At 59.1% G+C, this 18201-nt stretch carries 11 protein-coding genes and 1 pseudogene; 4 read left to right on the top strand and 8 right to left on the bottom strand.

Going from position 1 to position 18201, the window contains the following annotated elements:
- Nucleotides 1-16 precede the first annotated feature (16 nt).
- Entirely contained in the window at nucleotides 17-484 is a 468-nt protein-coding gene (gene trmL / locus G3M63_RS05770) for a tRNA (uridine(34)/cytosine(34)/5-carboxymethylaminomethyluridine(34)-2'-O)-methyltransferase TrmL (protein WP_163982126.1), read from the top strand.
- A 74-nt stretch (nucleotides 485-558) separates the two neighbouring features.
- Here the strand turns inward: trmL and G3M63_RS05765 are convergent, their stop codons facing one another.
- On the bottom strand, nucleotides 559-1536 hold the full coding sequence (locus G3M63_RS05765) for an NADPH:quinone oxidoreductase family protein (RefSeq protein WP_150302093.1): 978 nt from the start codon (nucleotides 1534-1536) through the stop codon (nucleotides 559-561).
- Nucleotides 1537-1700: 164 nt separating this feature from the next.
- Between G3M63_RS05765 and G3M63_RS05760 the strand changes: the two genes are divergently transcribed.
- Nucleotides 1701-2105: a flagellar basal body-associated FliL family protein gene (locus G3M63_RS05760; RefSeq protein ID WP_371923531.1), complete on the top strand. Its 405-nt coding sequence runs from the start codon at nucleotides 1701-1703 to the stop codon at nucleotides 2103-2105.
- Between the two features lie 394 nt (nucleotides 2106-2499).
- Here the strand turns inward: G3M63_RS05760 and gshA are convergent, their stop codons facing one another.
- The 3 genes and pseudogenes from gshA to G3M63_RS05745 form a co-directional block, all read right to left on the bottom strand.
- Nucleotides 2500-4071: a glutamate--cysteine ligase gene (gene gshA / locus G3M63_RS05755; RefSeq protein WP_163982124.1), complete on the bottom strand. Its 1572-nt coding sequence runs from the start codon at nucleotides 4069-4071 to the stop codon at nucleotides 2500-2502.
- A gap of 70 nt (nucleotides 4072-4141) precedes the next feature.
- A complete protein-coding gene (locus tag G3M63_RS05750) occupies nucleotides 4142-4543 on the bottom strand; it encodes a PaaI family thioesterase (protein WP_150302090.1) in 402 nt (133 codons plus the stop codon).
- Nucleotides 4544-4741: 198 nt separating this feature from the next.
- Nucleotides 4742-6914 (bottom strand): annotated as a pseudogene (locus G3M63_RS05745) (Tex family protein); the annotation flags it as partial.
- A 252-nt stretch (nucleotides 6915-7166) separates the two neighbouring features.
- On the opposite strand from G3M63_RS05745, the gene ompR reads away from it, so the two are divergent.
- Nucleotides 7167-7883: a two-component system response regulator OmpR gene (gene ompR, locus G3M63_RS05740; RefSeq protein ID WP_150302089.1), complete on the top strand. Its 717-nt coding sequence runs from the start codon at nucleotides 7167-7169 to the stop codon at nucleotides 7881-7883.
- On the top strand, nucleotides 7880-9187 hold the full coding sequence (locus G3M63_RS05735; RefSeq protein WP_256669956.1) for an ATP-binding protein: 1308 nt from the start codon (nucleotides 7880-7882) through the stop codon (nucleotides 9185-9187). Before ompR ends, G3M63_RS05735 begins: the two co-directional genes overlap by 4 nt.
- 48 nt (nucleotides 9188-9235) lie before the next feature.
- Here the strand turns inward: G3M63_RS05735 and G3M63_RS05730 are convergent, their stop codons facing one another.
- The 4 genes from G3M63_RS05730 to G3M63_RS05715 form a co-directional block, all read right to left on the bottom strand.
- Entirely contained in the window at nucleotides 9236-9712 is a 477-nt protein-coding gene (locus G3M63_RS05730; protein ID WP_163982123.1) for a chemotaxis protein CheW, read from the bottom strand.
- Between the two features lie 166 nt (nucleotides 9713-9878).
- Entirely contained in the window at nucleotides 9879-10850 is a 972-nt protein-coding gene (locus tag G3M63_RS05725) for a chemotaxis protein CheB (RefSeq protein ID WP_163982122.1), read from the bottom strand.
- Nucleotides 10843-17277 carry an Hpt domain-containing protein gene (locus G3M63_RS05720; protein WP_163982121.1) on the bottom strand — a complete coding sequence of 2145 codons (6435 nt, stop codon included), beginning with the start codon at nucleotides 17275-17277 and terminating at the stop codon, nucleotides 10843-10845. Before G3M63_RS05720 ends, G3M63_RS05725 begins: the two co-directional genes overlap by 8 nt.
- 2 nt (nucleotides 17278-17279) lie before the next feature.
- Nucleotides 17280-18122: a protein-glutamate O-methyltransferase CheR gene (locus tag G3M63_RS05715; protein ID WP_371923576.1), complete on the bottom strand. Its 843-nt coding sequence runs from the start codon at nucleotides 18120-18122 to the stop codon at nucleotides 17280-17282.
- Nucleotides 18123-18201 lie beyond the last annotated feature (79 nt).

Here is an 18201-nt window from a genome sequence, read left to right as displayed (position 1 = left end):
GACTCGATACGCCAGCATGTTTCATATCGCCTTGCTTGAACCGGAAATCCCGCCCAATACCGGCAACATCATCCGCCTGTGCGCTAATACAGGCTGCACCTTGCATCTCATTGAACCGCTGGGCTTTGAGCTGGACGACAAGCGGCTACGCCGCGCGGGACTGGATTATCACGAGTTTGCCGAGCTGAAAACCTACCCGGACCTCGCCAGCTGTCTTGCCCAGGTTCAGCCACAGCGGGTGTTTGCCCTGAGCACAAAGGGTACGCGCAGCTACACCGATGTGCGCTTCAGTGAGGGGGATATGTTTCTGTTCGGTCCGGAAAGCCGCGGCTTGCCAGCGGAGGTTCGTGAGAGCCTGCCAGCCGACCAGGTGCTACGCATACCGATGCTGCCAGACAGCCGTAGCCTGAACCTGTCCAATAGCGCAGCAGTACTGATATTCGAGGCCTGGCGCCAGCAGGGCTTTGCTGGCGCGCTGGGGTAAGCAGCCTCACAACTCTTCAAGGTCTGCTCCGTTTCCTCGCGAGCCGCGACGGAACGGAGCAGACCCGCACCATACTAGCGAACCTGCATGACTACCTTGCCCACCGCTTTGCGCGAGCTGAGCAGTTCCAGGGCCTGCTCATATTCGCCCAATGCGAAGCGCTCAGACACCAGCGGCTTCAGCTTCCCTTCGGAATGCCAGGCAAACAGCTGGCGGAAGTTGTCCAGATTGGCCTGTGGCTCGCGTGCGGCGAAGGAACCCCAGAACACCCCTACAATTGACGAGCCCTTCAGCAGCGCCAGGTTGATCGGGAAATCGGGAATACGGCCACTGGCGAAACCGACGACCAGCAAGCGGCCTTTCCAGTTGATTGCGCGAACCGCCTCGTCGAACAGATCGCCGCCGACCGGATCATAGATCACGTCCGCGCCCTTGCCCCCGGTGAGCTCCTTGACCGCGTCCTTGAGGCTGACTTCGCTGTAGTTGATCACCTCATCGGCGCCGGCATTGCGAGCGACCTCGAGTTTTTCAGCAGAAGACGCCGCAGCGATAACTCGAGCGCCCATGGCTTTGCCAATTTCGACCGCCGCGAGACCGACGCCACCGGACGCGCCCAGCACCAGGAGCGTCTCACCCGGCTTGAGCTCGCCACGTTGCGTCAGGGCATGCATGGAAGTGCCGTAGGTCATGCTGAAACCGGAAGCGGTGGTGAAATCCATGTCATCAGGCATCGGCAACACCTTTGTGGCATCTGCAACGACCTTTTCGGCAAAACTGCCGTAGCCGGTCAAGCCCATCACCCGATCGCCAGGCTTGAGGTGCTTTACATTGCTGCCCACGCTGGCCACCACCCCTGCGGCTTCACCGCCCGGGGAGAACGGAAAGGGCGGCTTGATCTGATACTTGCCCTGAATGATCAGCGTATCGGGGAAGTTGACCCCGGCAGCGTGGATATCGATAACGACCTGGTTATCGCCGGCGACCGGATCGGTAGTCTCTTCCAGAACCAGGCTGCTGGCCGGTCCGAACTCTTTGCATAATACGGCTTTCATGATGTCTCCCTTGGGCGGTTTTCCAACAGTCTAGCGGCATACGCCGCGCACGGGTCAATTACCATGTCTGCGGTTGATCAGCATGCATAAGACCGGCGGGCGTAATGAATTGGCGCTACAGCCCTGCTCGGATATGCTGTGGCAAAACCAGCGGAGTAGTAGACGTGAAAGGATTGAAGAAGGCATGGCTGGCATTAGCTTTGGCAATTTCTGCGGGATTGCCGGCCCAGGCGGCGACCGACACCCCAGGCACCTCACCCTACGTGGATCTGAAACCCGCTTTCATAGGCACCATCGGCCCCGGTCCGCGACTGCAGTACCTGAAAGTGGACGTGGCGCTACGTGCCAGCGATAACGCTGCGGTGTCACGTATCGAATATCACAACCCACTGATACGCAACATCCTGGTCACGCTCTTCGCTCGCCAGACCCCGGACGCTCTGGCAGGACTGGAAGGCAAGGAGCAGCTGCGCAGCGAAGCACTGCAAGCGGTCCAGCAGGTACTGGAAGAAGAGGAAGGTCAGCCGCTGGTCAGGGATCTGTTGTTCAATAATCTCATTACGCAGTGAGTTAAAAGTGGCACCCGGCGCTGTCGCCCGCCAGCTGTCAGGATTGCGCAAGACGCCGTGAACCCATCCCTGGGGGCTTGGTGAAAACGTCCCTGTTTTCAACACTTGCTGCACCCTGACAGCCGGCGGGCTCGATCAGACATTGATGTGATGCGGAGAATGAACCCGTATTGGCTTGTGCCATCCGGAAACTCAAATCTTTCTGCGAAGCAAGGCGACAGGGTTGCGTCGACCGTCCGATGACATGGATGTCATCGACGAGCTTACAGGGACGTACCTGCAGCGTGTCGGCGCGGCCCTGTCGGCTTGCGGCAGCTGTCCCCGAACTTCCACCAGAGCCGGACTCGTCTAGCTTGGGGTCAGGCTCCGACATTGAGATGGCTAACTATCGAAGTTACTGGCTCAGGTAGGTACTGACGAAGGAGTCAAAATCCACATCGTCCCTCGCCTCGATAGCGGTCTGCTCGGCCAGCGATTCCTCCACCTGTGTCCGAAAGTCGTCGAGACTTTCGGCATCGAGCGGCCGCGCCATGAAATATTCCCGGTGCGCTTCCGATTGCGCCAGGGCAAAACGGAAGAAACTGTTGCCGTGTCGCTGAATCTCCGCAAGCACCCGCGCCGAAGGCGTTAGATCGGGATCGTGCAATTTGTCCCGCTGCTGACTCAGGCTGTCGCTGAAGTCGGACGTCGCATGCGCCTGATCGAGCAGTCGTGAGCAGGCAGCAATGTCGTTCAGCAGTTCCAGCCCCCAGTCCTTGAGCGCGACCGCGGTTCCGTTCTGCTGCAGATTCAAGCCCGGTTCCCGGCCGCGTTTCACCGCCAGGTCGAAATTCACGCCCGCTTCCTCACATTCCGCAGGCTCGAATTCGGGACTGTCCTGTAGCGCGCAAAATAACAGGAAGCTATCCAGGAACCGCGCGGTGGTGGGCTCGATCCCCAGCGGCGCGAAGGGGTCAATATCCATGCAACGCACTTCAATATATTCCACGCCGCGCGCTGCGAGCGCGTGCACCGGTTTTTCGCCACTGCGCGTGACGCGCTTGGGACGAATCGGGCTATAGAACTCGTTTTCAATCTGCAGCAGATTGGTATTGAGCTGCTGCCAGTTGCCCTGCGCATCATGGGTGCCCATTTCAGCGTAGGGCTCATAAGGCATGCTGATGGCTTGCTGCATGCTCTGGATATACTGATCCAGCCCGTTGTGGCAGATATTCAGGCCCGACTGGGCGTTGTTGTTGTAGCCCAGGTCGCTCATCCGCAGACTGGTCGCGTAGGGCAGATACAGACTCTTGTCACCCAACCGCTGCAACCTGTGGTCGCGTCCCTGCAGGAAGCTCGCACACACCGCAGGTGACGCGCCGAAGAGATACATCAACAACCAGGCGTAGCGACGGAAATTGCGGATCATCGCCATGTAACGGGCCGACTGGTAATCCTGCGCCGGGCGCTGATCGCCGTCATGCTGCTGCAACACTTGCCAGACCTGGTCGGGTAGCGAAAAGTTGTAGTGAATGCCTGCGATGCACTGCATGGCCTTGCCGTAACGAATCGCCAGACCGCGGCGATAGACATGCTTGAGCATGCCGATGTTGGAAGTGCCATACCAGCCAATCGGAATATCCTGATCACGCTCCGGTAATAGACAGGGCATGGACTGGATCCACAACCGCTCGTCACCCAGCTGGCTATAGGTGAAGCGGTGAATACGGTCGAGGCTCTCGAACAAACTGTCGATGCTGGTACAAACCGGCGTGATCAGCTCCACCAGTGCTTCGGAATAGTCCGTGGTAATGGTCGGATGCGTCAGGGCCGAGCCCAGAGCCGTGGGATGCGGGGTCTGAGCCAAAGCACCCATTTCGGTAATTCGCAGACTTTCCTTCTCGATGCCGTGCTTGCAGTCGAGCAACTGCTCACGGCAGGTCGGCTGACCAAGAAGTTCGAGATACTGGCTGAGCGTTGGTGACAAGGTTGTCACTCCTTGGGCATGGAAACCGGTGACACCCTGCGCACCGGATTTTTTAACAGTATAGAAGCGTTCAGATGCGTGCAAAGGTACCCAGACACTTGGCTACCAGCACGCCGTCCTGCCAAATTTCACCGTCGACGATGATGGTGCGTGTACCGGCATGAACCACCTTTCCGGTGCATTCCAATTCGCCGCCGGTTACCGCGCGGGTGTAATTAATCTTGGCTTCGATGGTTGCCGTGCTTTCATCAGGCTCCAGCACGCTGAAGGCGGCAGCGCCCATGGCGGAATCCAGCAGACTGAAAATCACCCCGCCGTGTACCCGCTCGGTGGAATTGAAGTGATGTTCCAGCACCGGCAGGCGCAAAACACAGCTGCCCCGCTCGATCGAGTGAAATTTGACACCGAGCGACTGGGTAAAAGCGCTCATGCGGCTCTCCATGATCTCGGCCAGCTTCGGATGTTCGGTCATATCAGCGCTTCTTCAGGTTTTTCGCGTTTGCGAACAGGTTGGCAAACGTACCAGTCGCAGCGGGCTGAGCGCCAGCTTTTGATGTGCCTTGCTTGGCCGTGCCCCGCGATCCAGAGCGATGGGGGCGACGTTCGCCATTGCGAGTCGAAGCAGACCCAGCTACAGCGGACGCAGCGGCACCCGACGCAGTGGCGCCCAACTGATCATCCATGCGCATGGTGAGACTGATACGCTGGCGTGGCACGTCGACTTCAAGCACCTTCACCTTGACAATATCCCCGGCCTTGACCACGTCACGCGGGTCTTTGACGAACTGGTGCGAAAGCATGGAAATGTGCACGAGCCCGTCCTGATGAACGCCGATATCAACGAAGGCGCCGAAATTGGCTACGTTGCTGACTACGCCTTCGAGCACCATGCCGGGCGTCAGGTCGCCAATCTTCTCGACGCCTTCCTGGAATGCGGCGGCCTTGAATTCGGGGCGCGGGTCACGGCCCGGCTTGTCGAGCTCCTTGAGGATGTCGCTGATAGTCGGAATGCCGAAGTGTTCGTCGGTGAATTTGGCCGGCTCCAGCTTGCGAAGAAAAGCGGAGTCGCCAATCAGGCCACGAATGTCCCGGCCGGTTTCCCCTGCGATACGTTCGACCAGAGGATACGCCTCGGGGTGAACGGCGGAGGCATCCAACGGATTATTGCCGCCCATCACACGCAGAAAGCCGGCTGCCTGTTCAAAGGTCTTGGCGCCAAGCCGGGTGACCTTGAGCAGCTCGCGACGGCTGGCGAACGCACCGTGGGCGTCACGATAGTCCACGATATTTTGCGCAATGGTCGGATTCAGGCCCGATACACGCGTAAGCAAGGGCATTGAAGCCGTGTTCAGGTCCACCCCCACGGCGTTTACGCAGTCTTCGACCACAGCGTTGAGGCTACGCGCCAGCTTCAGCTGGGACACGTCGTGCTGGTACTGGCCAACGCCAATCGATTTGGGCTCGATCTTCACCAGTTCCGCCAGCGGGTCCTGCAGGCGCCGCGCGATGGAAACCGCGCCACGGTAGGTAACATCCAGATCGGGAAATTCCTTGGCAGCCAGTTCGGAAGCCGAATACACCGAGGCGCCCGCTTCGGAAACCGTGATCTTCTGCATTTCCAGGTCTGGACACAGCTTGAGCAGGTCCCCGGCCAGCTTGTCACTTTCGCGTGATGCCGTGCCGTTACCAATGGCAATCAGATTCACTCCATGTTTCTTGCACAGCGACGTCAGCACCGCAAGTGACTGATCCCACTGGTTACGGGGCGCATGGGGAAAGATAGTGGCGGTGTCGACCAGCTTGCCGGTGGCATCGACGACGGCCAGCTTGACGCCTGTGCGCAGACCCGGATCCATTGCCAGCGTGACTTTGGGGCCGGCGGGTGCGGCCAGTAACAGGTCTTTGAGATTGTTGGCGAAAACGCGGATCGCCTCGTCTTCTGCTGCCTCACGCAGATCGCCCAGCAGCTCGGTTTCGACATGACCCAGCAGTTTGACCCGCCAGGTCCAGCGGACGACCTCGGCCAGCCATTTGTCAGCCGGGCGACCCTGATCAGTAATATCAAAGGCTTCGGCGATCATGCCCTCACAGGGATGCGTAGCAGTCGACGGCGCATCCGGATCGCCCAGCTGCAACGAGATGCTCAATATCCCTTCGTTGCGACCGCGCAGAATGGCCAATGCCCGGTGCGAAGGCACATTGCGAAACGCCTCGTCATACTCGAAATAATCACGGAACTTGGCGCCTTCCTGCTCTTTGCCGGCAATCAGACGTGACGTTACGCGGGCGTCCTGGCGCATCGCCTGACGCAGACGCTCAAGCAGTCCCGCATCTTCGCTGAAGCGTTCCATGAGGATGTACTTGGCGCCATCAAGCGCAGCTTTGACGTCTGCTACGCCCTTGTCGGCGTCAACGTATTCGGCCGCCAGTTGGCTGGGGTCCTGGCCGGGATCGTCAAACAGCTGGTCGGCCAAGGGTTGAAGGCCGGCTTCAATGGCAATCTGACCCTTGGTGCGGCGTTTAACCTTATAAGGAAGGTACAGATCTTCAAGACGGGTTTTGGTATCGGCCTCGCGGATGCTCTGCTCCAGCTCCGCCGTCAGCTTGCCCTGCTCGCTGATACTGGCAAGTATGCTCTGGCGCCGATCATCCAGTTCGCGCAGATAGCGCAGCCGCTCTTCAAGAAAACGTAACTGGGTATCATCAAGACTGCCGGTGACTTCTTTCCGGTAGCGTGCGATAAACGGAACGCTGGCACCTTCATCAAGAAGGCTTACGGTAGCGATCACCTGTTCGGGGCGAACTGCCAGCTCGCTGGCAATACGTGAAGCAATACTTTCCATCGGCACGGGCACCCAGTCTTTTCAACGAGCCGCGCAGTATAACCGAGTCTCGCGGTAAACGAGGAAACTGGACGCAGCAGCCCTTGCTGCCAACGGCTAAGGTGTACTAATACGAAGCTGGAAAAGGTGACGAGACGGCGCGGCGTCATAGCCCGGATCAAACGCCACCAGACATTTCCTGTAACAAGGGGTCAATGAGCAAACCCGACGGCTTGCGCGACAATGATCTCTATATCAGACAAGGCGAGACGCATGAACAGCGAAGGCGAAAAAATCCTTATTGTCGATGACGACGTACGATTGCGGCGGCTCTTGGAGCGTTTCCTGACGGAGCAGGATTATCGCGTGCGCGCCGTTGAGAACACCGAGCAGATGGACCGTTTGCTGGCCCGTGAACTCTATTCTCTGATCGTGCTCGATCTCATGCTGCCCGGTGAAGATGGCATGACGGCTTGCAAACGTCTGCGCGATCAGGGCAATCGCACGCCGATCATCATGTTGACCGCCAAGGGCGACGAGACCAGCCGCATCGAAGGGCTGGAGATGGGTGCCGATGACTATCTGCCCAAACCGTTCAATCCCCGGGAGCTGGTGGCACGTATCAAAGCCGTACTACGTAGACAGTCGCCGCAGGTGCCAGGCGCGCCGAGCTCGGATGATAACGAAGTAACCTTCGGCGATTTCGTGCTCAGCCTGGCGACCCGCGAGCTCAAACGGGGCGACGAAGTCCATATGCTGACCACCGGGGAATTCGCCGTGCTCAAGGCGCTGGTCCAGCATCCACGCGAGCCGTTGACGCGGGACAAGTTGATGCAGTTGGCACGCGGCCGCGAATGGGATGCGCTGGAACGCTCGATTGACGTCCAGATTTCCCGCCTGCGCCGCATGCTTGAACCCGACCCGTCAAAGCCACGCTATATCCAGACAGTCTGGGGCGTGGGCTACGTATTCGTACCGGACGGCAAGTGAAGGGAGGTCCCGGCTGGCATCCTTTACTGCCGCGTAGTTTTTTCGCCCGAACCCTCCTCCTGGTGCTGGTGGTCACGCTGTTCTCCAAGCTGCTCACCATTGTCTATCTGATGAGCAACGAGGATCTGCTGGTCGACCGCCAATATAGCCATGGCACGGCGATGCTGGTACATGCCTATTGGACCAGCAATCCCGAAGCGCGTAGTGACCTTGAACGTATGACCGGCATGGAGCTGGTTGCCGAGGAAAATGTTCCGCAAGGGGAAATCCATTGGCCTTATTCAGGCATTTTCACCAATCAGGTACGCGACGAGCTCGGTGACCGCACCCAGGTACGGGTGCGGACCCAGGAAGAGCCAGCCATCTGGATCCATCAAGCCAATTATGGGAATAACTGGCTGAAGGTTCCGCTTTATGCGCATCCGCTACGCGGCCAGCGCATCTGGTGGGTGGTCACCTGGCTGTTATTGATCGGTATGTTGTCCACTGCAACCGCCTGGATCTTCGTGCGCCAGCTGAACAGACCGCTCAAGGTACTGGAACTGGCCGCCCGGCGGGTCGGACGCGGGCAGCGAATCCGGCTGCTGGATACCGGAGGGCCGGCAGAAATTGCCGAGGTATACCGGGCCTTCAATCAGATGGCACATGACGTCGAGCAGGCCAACCGTGATCGCACTCTGTTGCTCGCGGGGGTGTCGCATGATTTGCGCACACCGCTGACACGCATGCGGCTATCAACCGAAATGCTGTCATCCAGCGACCCTGAACTCACCGAGGGAATGATCAGGGATATCGAGGATATGGACGCGATCCTCGACCAGTTCATGGCATTCATCCGCGAAGGTAATGCCGAGGCTTCCGAGCCGGCGGATATCAATGAGCTGATCAGGGAAGTAGCCGCGCCGCTCAATACCGGAGAGGAAAAGGTACGACTGTGTCTTGAGCCCGTTCCGATCACACCGCTACGTCGACTATCGATCAAGCGCGCGATAACCAACCTGATTGAAAACGCGCTCAAGCACGGCGGCGCAGGGGTTGAAGTCTGCACCTACGAAACCCGCACCGGTGCCCAGCGTTATCTAGTCGTTGCAGTGCTGGACAGGGGGCCCGGCATCGAACCGGCCGAATCGGAATCGCTGTTTACGCCCTTCACCCGGGGCGACCGGGCGCGCTCGATCAAGGGAACCGGATTGGGCCTGGCGATCGTCAAGCGCATAGCCGATACCCACGGCGCAACGGTACAGCTGCTCAACCGCGGCGGCGGTGGTACCGAAGCCCGCTTCAGTATTCCGGTAGCAGACTGAAGAACCGGCCGGGATCAAACCCGGCCAAAGGATGTTGCGAGCCGCCTGTCAGGCGCGTAGCAATCCGGTATCGGCCAACGCCTGTTCGATGGCCAGCAGATCGGGGATCAACATGCTCTGCGAATCGCCACCAAGGCTGACTTCCTGGAGGACGAACTCAGCACCTTCGTCTGTGGTTTCGATTTCGCCACGAATCACTTTGCGTGACCGCGGGATGGCAGAGATCCGCATGCCAACAAACTTCAGCCCTGACCCGCCGCCCAGCGCGTTGAGCACCAGTGTACGAGGCTGGGCGGAGCTGTCCGCCGAAGGGGTTTGTCCCAGCAGGCGTTCCGGATCAATCAAGGGGACCAGCTGATCCCGCCAGGTTGTCCAGCCGAGAAACCATTCGGGCCCCTCGGTAGCTGGCTGGCTCAGGCGGTATCCCACCAGCTCGGCAACCGCGATGTTAGGCAGTAACAGGGGTTTTGAAGCGAGCGGTACAACCAGTCCGTTCAAGCTTTCCAATGCATCTGACGTTGCCATCTTGTCCTCTCGATAATATCCGTGGCGCCAGGTCTATCGACCCTTCGTCGTGATCATGTTGTCACCCCGCCGCTTTGCAGCAGGCACGCCATGCATTGACGCAGCCTGCAACCTGCCAATTCGCATGAGTGTATCGGGCCACGGCTGCGCTGATTTTTCCGCAGCGCTAGAGCGCAACGAGCCATTCCTGGTCGACCCACTGTTGCATCGCCGTTGCGAGCTCCTCCGGTGATCCCTGCCGACTGCTGTATCCGGCAAGCTGGACCGCCAGCGGCATCGTCGCGCAGGCTGCGCTTTCCGCACTCTGCGTCCACACCTGCATGCCCTTTGCGTGCATGCGGCCGCACGCACTCACTCCGTCTTCACCCATACCGCTGAAGATGATCGCGCCACATCCCGGACTGAAAGCCCTGACGACCCCATCCAGCAACACCTCGATAGCTGGCTGATAAGCGCCTGGCCAGGGCTGATCAGACAATCGCACCTCACCGCCGGGACCAAACTCGATTGCGCGCTTGATAGGCGCGACCATCACCTCGCCTTCGTGCAAACGCGAGCCTTCCTCGCAATTAAAGAACCGCCAATTGTTGTGACGGCCCAGAATGTGCGGAAGTTTGTACTCGAAGCCTGCATCGATGTGTTGTGCGTAAACGAATGCTACTGGCAGATCTGCAGGCAACGCATCCAGAAAACTTTTTACTGCTGCCGGGCCGCCAAGCGAGGCCGCGAGCAACCAGACGCAACGCGCAACAGGCACCCCTGACTGGTTTGGAGGCGCTACCGACAAGTTCGGCGCTTGCCCCTCGGGCGGGTCGCCCAGCAGAGGCTGAAGCTTGTTATACAACCTGCGTTTCCAGCGTGGGTACTCCTCGTTGTGCCGGTCAGGTACTTCCCCCGTCCCCAATAGAACCGGGACCGGGCTATGTTCAAGCAGCCACTCGGCAAGCTCTGATTCTTCCGATAACTCGAGCAACCATGCGTCAGTATCAACCGCCGCCAGTTGCGCACAATCCAGCCGCTCAGGCTCATTGGCGAAGACAACCCGATAGCCGAACTCGACCAACACCTCAGCCAGCAGCTTTCGCTTGGCTGGCTGGCTGGCGAGCAAGGCAATGGCCGGTGCCGGCGTCTCATTCACGAATGGTAACCAGCTTGCCTATCGCCTCGAGCAGCTCGGTTTCCTGATAGGGCTTGCCGAGGTAATCGTTAACACCGATAGTCCGCGCCCGCTCGCGGTGTTTTTCACCGGTTCGGGATGTGATCATGATGATCGGCAGATTCTGGAGCCGCTCATCGTGACGCACCAGGGTGGCTACTTCAAAGCCATCCATGCGGGGCATCTCGATATCCAGCAGCATGATATCCGGCTGGATATCCTGCAGCATGGCAATAGCTTCGACGCCGTCCTTGGCAGTCACCACTTCCATACCGTGACGCTCAAGCAGTCGCGTAGTGACCTTGCGAACCGTAATCGAGTCATCCACCACCATGACCAGCGTCGAGCGCTCTTCGAGCGGCGCAGCAATGCTCTGAGCGCGCTCAGCGGCCAGTCGTTGCTGTGACTGCAACGCCTGCTGGGCACGAATCACGGCCAGCAGATCAAGGATGACGACGACCCGGCCGTCACCGAGGATGGTGGCACCCGAGATACCCGGTACGACCGCAAACTGTTTCCCGAGGCTCTTCACAACGATTTCCCGCGAGCCTGCCAGCGCGTCCACCTGGACAGCCATGCTGTGTTCGGCCCCCCGCACCAGGATCACCGGAAGAGGCAAGGAATGCCCGGTTAGTCGGGGCTGTTGGCCGGTGACCAGCAACTCTCCGAGATACCGCAGATCATAGGTTTTACCGGCGTATTCAAAGGGTGGCGCATCGGGAGCATAGTAGGCCTCCAGCTCGTAGCCCGAGACACGAACGATACCTTCAATGGTATTCAGCGGAATGGCGAACAGGTCATCGCCGGAGTAAACCATCAGCGCGCGGTTCACCGATACGGTAAAGGGCAGGCGGATGGTAAAGGCGGTGCCCTGGCCCGGCTCGTTCACCAGCGTCATGCTACCGCCGAGCTGCTTGACCTCCGCGTTGACCACATCCATGCCGACGCCGCGGCCCGATATCTGGGTAATCTTGTCGGCGGTAGAGAAGCCTGCCTCGAGGATCAGCTGCAAAATCTCGTCGTCAGACAACTCGACATCAGAATCCAGCAAGCCTCGCTCGATGGCCTTGCGGCGTACCGCATCCAGGTTGATGCCCTTACCGTCATCAGCGAGCTGTAGCACGATCTCGCTGCCTTCACGGCGCAGATCCAGGGTAATGCGTCCTTCTTCCGGCTTGCCGGCGGCTTCGCGCCCCGCCGGCATCTCGATACCATGGTCAACCGCGTTACGCAGCATATGCTCCAGCGGGCCGATCATGCGCTCCAGCACGCTGCGGTCCATTTCCCCTTCAGCATTACCGACGACCAGTTCGACCTGTTTTCCCAGTTCGCCGGCGACCTGTCTGACTACCCTGCGCATGCGTGGCAACAAGCGGTCGAATGGCACCATCCGGGTACGCATCAGACCTTCCTGCAGTTCGGTATTCACCCGAGCCTGCTGGATAAGCAGAGTTTCCGCATCGCGGCTCTTGGAGGCCAGGGTTTCTTTCAGATCAAGCAAGTCGGACGCCGACTCGAACAGCGAGCGGGACAGTTGCTGCAGCTGCGAATACCGGTCCATTTCCAGCGGATCGAATTCTTCGTAGGCCTGTTCTATTTCTTCCTGATGGCGTGAAAGGATCTGCGCCTGGGTTTCCATATCCAGCCGGCGCAGCTGATCCCGTACCCGCTCGATAGTACTTTCCACGTCCTGCAGCGTATGGCTCAAATCGGTCACTTGCTGCTCGATACGGCCGCGGAAGATGGAGGTTTCACCCGCCAGGTTCACCAGGTCCTCGAGCAGGCCAGCCGGCACTTTAACGGTTTCCTGAGCGCTGTTACGAGCGTTCGACCGACGCTCGTCACCCGCTTCCATCGCCTGCTGAAGGATCGCCTTGACGTCGGCCAGTGTCTTGCCGGAGTCGATAACGCGAGGCTTTTCCGCGGACTTGCTGGAAGTCGTTACAGAGCCGGGCTGTGTATGCGCCGTCAGCGACCAGTCGATTGCCGACAGTTCCTGCCCTGAAGCGAGCATTTCGATCGCCGACTGAAGCTCGCTCAGTGAGCGCTCCAACAGCTCGACATGGTCAGGCTCGCTTTCGTGCAGCGCGGTTTCGAGCAACTTCGCCTGCTCTGCCAGATCGTGCTGGTTGGCGAGACGGGCGCTGCCTTTCAGTGTCTGCACCCTGTGCAACAGATCGTGCGCAGCCGTGGGGTCGTCTTCCCTGCGCTGCAACAGCGCAGCGCAGGGCTCGAGCAGCTCCCGCGCTTCCTCGAGGAACATCGCGAGCATGCCTTGCATGGGCTGGGAGAATGCCGAAGGTTGTGCCGCAGCTGGAGAGCTCGTCGCCTTGACATTGAATTCCGACTGCGCGGCTGAATCGCGGGATGGCAATTCCACTGGCTGATCAGGATGTGCCCGATAAGCGCGTATTGCGCCGATCAATCCCAAGCCATCGCTGATCGGGCGTCCGGCGGTGACGCCCTCTACCATATCGGCAAGGCTGTCGTGGCAGGCATGCAGTAACGCGGCGAGATGCTCGCTGGGTTGATAGCGGAACTCGCATATCCCCTCGTAGAGAAACTCCAGCTCGTGCGCCAGATCGCCAACCGGGCGAATCTCGGCCATGCGGGCGCCGCCTTTGAGGGTATGAAGATCGCGCTGCAAGGCTTCTACCGCAATGTTGTTGCCCGTGTCGTCGAGCCAGGTGCGCAAGCTTTCGCCTGAACTCTCGATAATTTCCTGCGCCTCTTCCAGGAAGATATCGACCAGCTCATGATCGGTAACCGCTTCGCGCGGATGCCACATGCCTGGCGGTGTATCGTCCTGCGAGCCTTGCGAAACAGTCTGTTCCTGCGCCTCGGCAGATCCGGTCGGCTCCTCTTCCGCCAGGGAAACGATGGCGTCCGGCGTACGCTCGTCAACAAACAGTGCGTGCAGCGCCGCCATCTCGTTCTCGGCAGGCACCACAAACTGATGGGAGGCGACCTGATCCATCATTACGATCAGACGATCATGGGCCGCTTCGAGCGCTAACGCGACACTGTCATCAAGCTGCAATCGACCGTCGAGAATAGCCTCATGCACTTCTTCCAGACGCAGGCACAACGTCTCCAGCGTATTCAGCTCGACATCGCCGGCGACCTCTCCCAGCTCTCTCAAGCTACGCACCAGACCGTATCCGTCGATATCACCTTCCCCACGGCGCCATGCCTGCAGCGCATCGGCTGCATCCAGCAACAGCTCTATGCCCTCGGTAAGGAAAATGGACAGTAAACCTGCCTGGTTATCGCGACTGTCTTCCGCGTCGGAGCGACGGCTTTCCAGCTGGCTGAGTCCCTCATCATGGAGCGCTTTCACCCGTCCAAGGAAGCTATCGGAGCCTGCAATGGCTTGTTCGGGGTCCGATTGCAGCTGTACCAGACCTGTTTCGATCATACCGACGACTTCGGCAAGCAGCGCTGCCAGCGACGCATCGGCGTCGATCAGGTTGCCCTTGAAATCCTTCGCCAGTTTTTCCAGTGGCGTGACCAGTCTGGCGATCGGCTGAATACCAGCCATGTGCGCGCTACCCTTGAGCGTATGCAGCGCACGCTGCAACGCATCACTGATTGGCTGCGGCACGGAGTCTTCACAGCGGGCGATGAAGCGACGAATTTCCTCTATATGCACCTGTGTTTCATTGTTGAAGATTTCCAGCAACACTGGATCCATGCCTTCGGACGCTTCAGCCACGCCGGCGTCTACCGCAACCAGCGCTTCGGCATCATCAAGGTGCAACTCGGCCTCGGCCTGCTCAGTTTCCGGCATCGCGGCAGTCGCGTCGGCGTCGGTTTGCAGTGCGTCAGACTGGTCACCTGTTTCCAGTGCTTGAGCCTGCTCTTCGTCCACATCACCTGGAGCTGCCGGTAGCAATTGAGTGGTCTCGTCGTCTGGCTCGAGCCCCGCAGGTTCAGCACTCAGCAGTTCAGCGTCTAGCTGGGCGTTTATCCAGTCCTCTTCCGGCTCATCCCCTTCGCGAGGCTCTGAAGCCTCGACCATAGCTTGCTCGGACGAGGACTCGGTCAGCTCGCTCTCGGGCACAACAACAGGCTCTTCGTCGAGCGCTGGCGATTGGTCTGAAACACAACCCGCAGCCAACGCTTCAGTATCAACCACTTCTTCAGGCTCGGCTTCACCCAGGCTGGCTGCTTCACCCGCCAATTGCACGGGCGCGGGCGCGTCTTCGGGCAGTGTCAGCCCTTTGGATAGCGCGTCGGCATGAGCGGACAACCGGGAGACTTCCGGCAACTGCTGCTGGGTGTTTGCTGCAAAGTCTTCTACCAGACGGGGCATGAGCTCACGTACAGCATTGATTACCGAGAACACTGTCGGCGTCAGCTCGATACTGCGGTCTATCACCCGGTTGAGCATGTTCTCCACTGACCAGGAGAGTTCGGCCAGTACGCCAGCCCGAACCATCCGGCCGCTACCCTTGAGCGTATGGAAAGATCGGCGCACTTCGGCGCGCGCCTTGTGGTTTTCCGGCTCGGCCTGCCAGATCGGCGTGAACTCGGCCAAGGCCTCCAGCACTTCGCCCGCTTCTTCGATAAAGATCTCGACCAGCTCGGTATCCAGCTCCTCGACGTCTTCCATCTCTTCTGCCGGCGTTTGCACCGCAGTCGCCTCCCCCGGGATTACCGAGGTCGGCTGATTGTCGGCTTCAGCCTTGCGCCGGGAGACGCCAGCGGGGTCATAATCAAGCACCGCAAGGCGTTCCTCGGCTACCGAGAGAATACTGTCACCGCGGTCACTGTCGTCTTCCGCCAGGCGCTCGAGGTAATAGTCGATGCTGGTAATTACATCAGCCAATGCGTCGAGCGATTCCCAGTCGGGAATGGACTGGGTGGTGATCAACTGCTCGATAACGTACAAACGACAGGCACCGAGGGTATCGGCGGCGCGTTGCAATCCGAGCATTTCCATGCCGCCGCGAACGCTGTTGAGGTATTCATCTACAGGCTGGAGTTGATCATGATTCCATTGCTGGGCAATGAAAGAATTGATGGCGTCGCGAGTATGCTCGAGCGCATTTCGCGCCTCCTGAACTACCTGCTGATGCACCTGCGCCATGTCCTGGCTAACCGGAGCCTGACTCGTCTCGGACTCGCCGTCTGCCTCGGCAGCTTCGCCACGCTCCTGCCCTGAAACGCCTTGCAAGCTGGCTTCAACGAATAACAACCCGCCGGCAATGTCCATCAGGCCAGCATCATCGACTTCGATGTCGCCATTTGCGAGCTGTTCCAACCGCACGATCTGATCCTGCAATACACGCCGCGGCTGGCCTAGCCCAAGCATCGCCAGCGTGTCGGCAATCTGTTTCAGGGTTGGCAACAAGGCCTTGAGGTTCCCCAGATCGGAACGGTCGCTGCGTACGAACAGGTCGAGCCGCTCCTTGACTTGCAAAAGCTCTTCGCCCAACGCCACAACTACTGACTGCATGGCACTGCGATCCGGCCCCACCAATCGGCTGCCCGATGACTGGGCATCGCGTTCGGCCTGGGTCCACAGGGTACGCAGTTGGTAACGATCCTTGAGCGCATCCAGCCTCGGACTGCTGCCCAGGCTTTTGGCAACATAGAACAACAGATTACGCTGCAATTCCGGAGGAGGTGTCTCACCGCGCGCAGCAATGCCTTTCTCCACCAGCCTGCGAAGCTCACGATCACCCTCGCGCAACAGATTGCGAATTGCCGTACCTGTCTCGATCGTTCCCAGCTCGAGTCCTTCGGCCACGCCCGCGAAAATGGTCCACAGGTCGCCAAAGGGAACCCCTTTGAATAGCGACTCCAGGCGAGCGAAAACTCTGCCCAGCTGATGGCTATTGGCAGCGACGTTTTGCTCTCGAATGATGCCGGCCTGGGCGATCTGCATGGCCTGACGCAATTTGCGCAGGCGCATGACGATCAGATCATCAGCAAATTCGGGGGCCGGCGACAGGTCGATATCACCTTGCTCCCCAAGGTCCGGACTGAAGAGTGCATTTTCGGATAACAGCTTTTCGCCACGAGCCGAACGCATATCGTTAAGCAGCGGCAATAGCACCAACGGCAAGTCGCGACGCCCACTCTGCACCCGGTCAAGGTATGCCGGCATCTGCAATATCGATTGCATCAGGACTTCCAGCGCCTCCCCTTCACGGCTCGCGGTGCCATGCATCAAGGATTGCGCCAGCTGTTCCATTTCTTCAGCCAGCAACGCTGCGCCATAAAACTCGACCATCTGCAGTGTGCCGTGAACCTGATGAATATAGGTCAGGCAAAAACGCAGACGTGTTGAGTCCTCGGGGTTTTCTACAAAAGCTTCCAGAGCCTGGCGTGCCTGGCCCAATGTCTCGGAAATTTCGCCTTTGACCCAGTCGAGGGCGACATAATCATGCCGATCACCCATATTCACTCCAGACTTCCGTTACTTTCCCGTCGCACATAGGCCTGCACCCGGTCATCGGGTACACGCTCGAGCAAGGGATTTTTCCAGTCCACAATCTCACCTAAACCAATGACCAACATGCCGCCCGGTGCCAATCGGCTGGCCAGCAGGTTGAGCAAGTCGCGGCGACGCCAACGACGGAAATAGATGAGCAGGTTCTGGCAGAAAATGATATCCAGATCCCGGATCGGGGCCTGGGCCAGTTCGAGAATATTCAGGCGGGTAAAGCACACCCTGTCGCGCAGCGCCGGTATGACTTCATACCGTCCGTCCCTGAGAGCGCTAAACCAGGTGGATCGTTCTGTCTGTGTGAGCCCTCCCAACCGGGCAGTGGAATACCGGGCGACGCGCCCCTGTTCGAGAGCCTTGGGGCTGATATCACTCGCCCAGATACCAAAGCCATCCTCGTTCATGCCAGCTGAACGCAGGCATTGGGCGGTCGTTACTGCAAGTGAATAGGCTTCCTCACCGCTAGCGCAGCCGACACTCCAGAGGTGCAACGGCCGCTTTTCGGAAACACTGCTCAAGCGTTGTTGAAGATGCCGGGTCACACAATCGAACGACGGTCTGTGGCGCATGAAACTGGTTTCGCGAACCGTCACGTTGTCCAGCAATGCCGACCACTCAATGGCGCCTATCGCTCCCTGAGTTACATGCTCGTAGTAGGTCTGGTAGTCGGTCATCTGTTTCTCGCGCATCCGTGCACACAAACTGGTCTGCAAAAACAATCTGCGTTGATCCCCCACACAGACACCTGTGCGCGATTCAAGCAATGCCTGCCACTGACGGAACTGTGTGTCGTCCATATCCGGCAGGTGCTGCAATGACCAGTTCGACGCTTTCACAGTAAGCCCCTCGCGTTAGCCGGCTACAGGGGGCCCGTAG

This window comes from Pseudomonas sp. OIL-1, assembly GCF_010669185.1.
In the GTDB taxonomy this organism is placed as follows: Bacteria; Pseudomonadota; Gammaproteobacteria; order Pseudomonadales; family Pseudomonadaceae; genus Halopseudomonas; species Halopseudomonas profundi.
The sequence above is the reverse complement of the archived record's forward strand: the minus strand, read 5'-3'. Positions and strand labels throughout refer to the sequence as shown.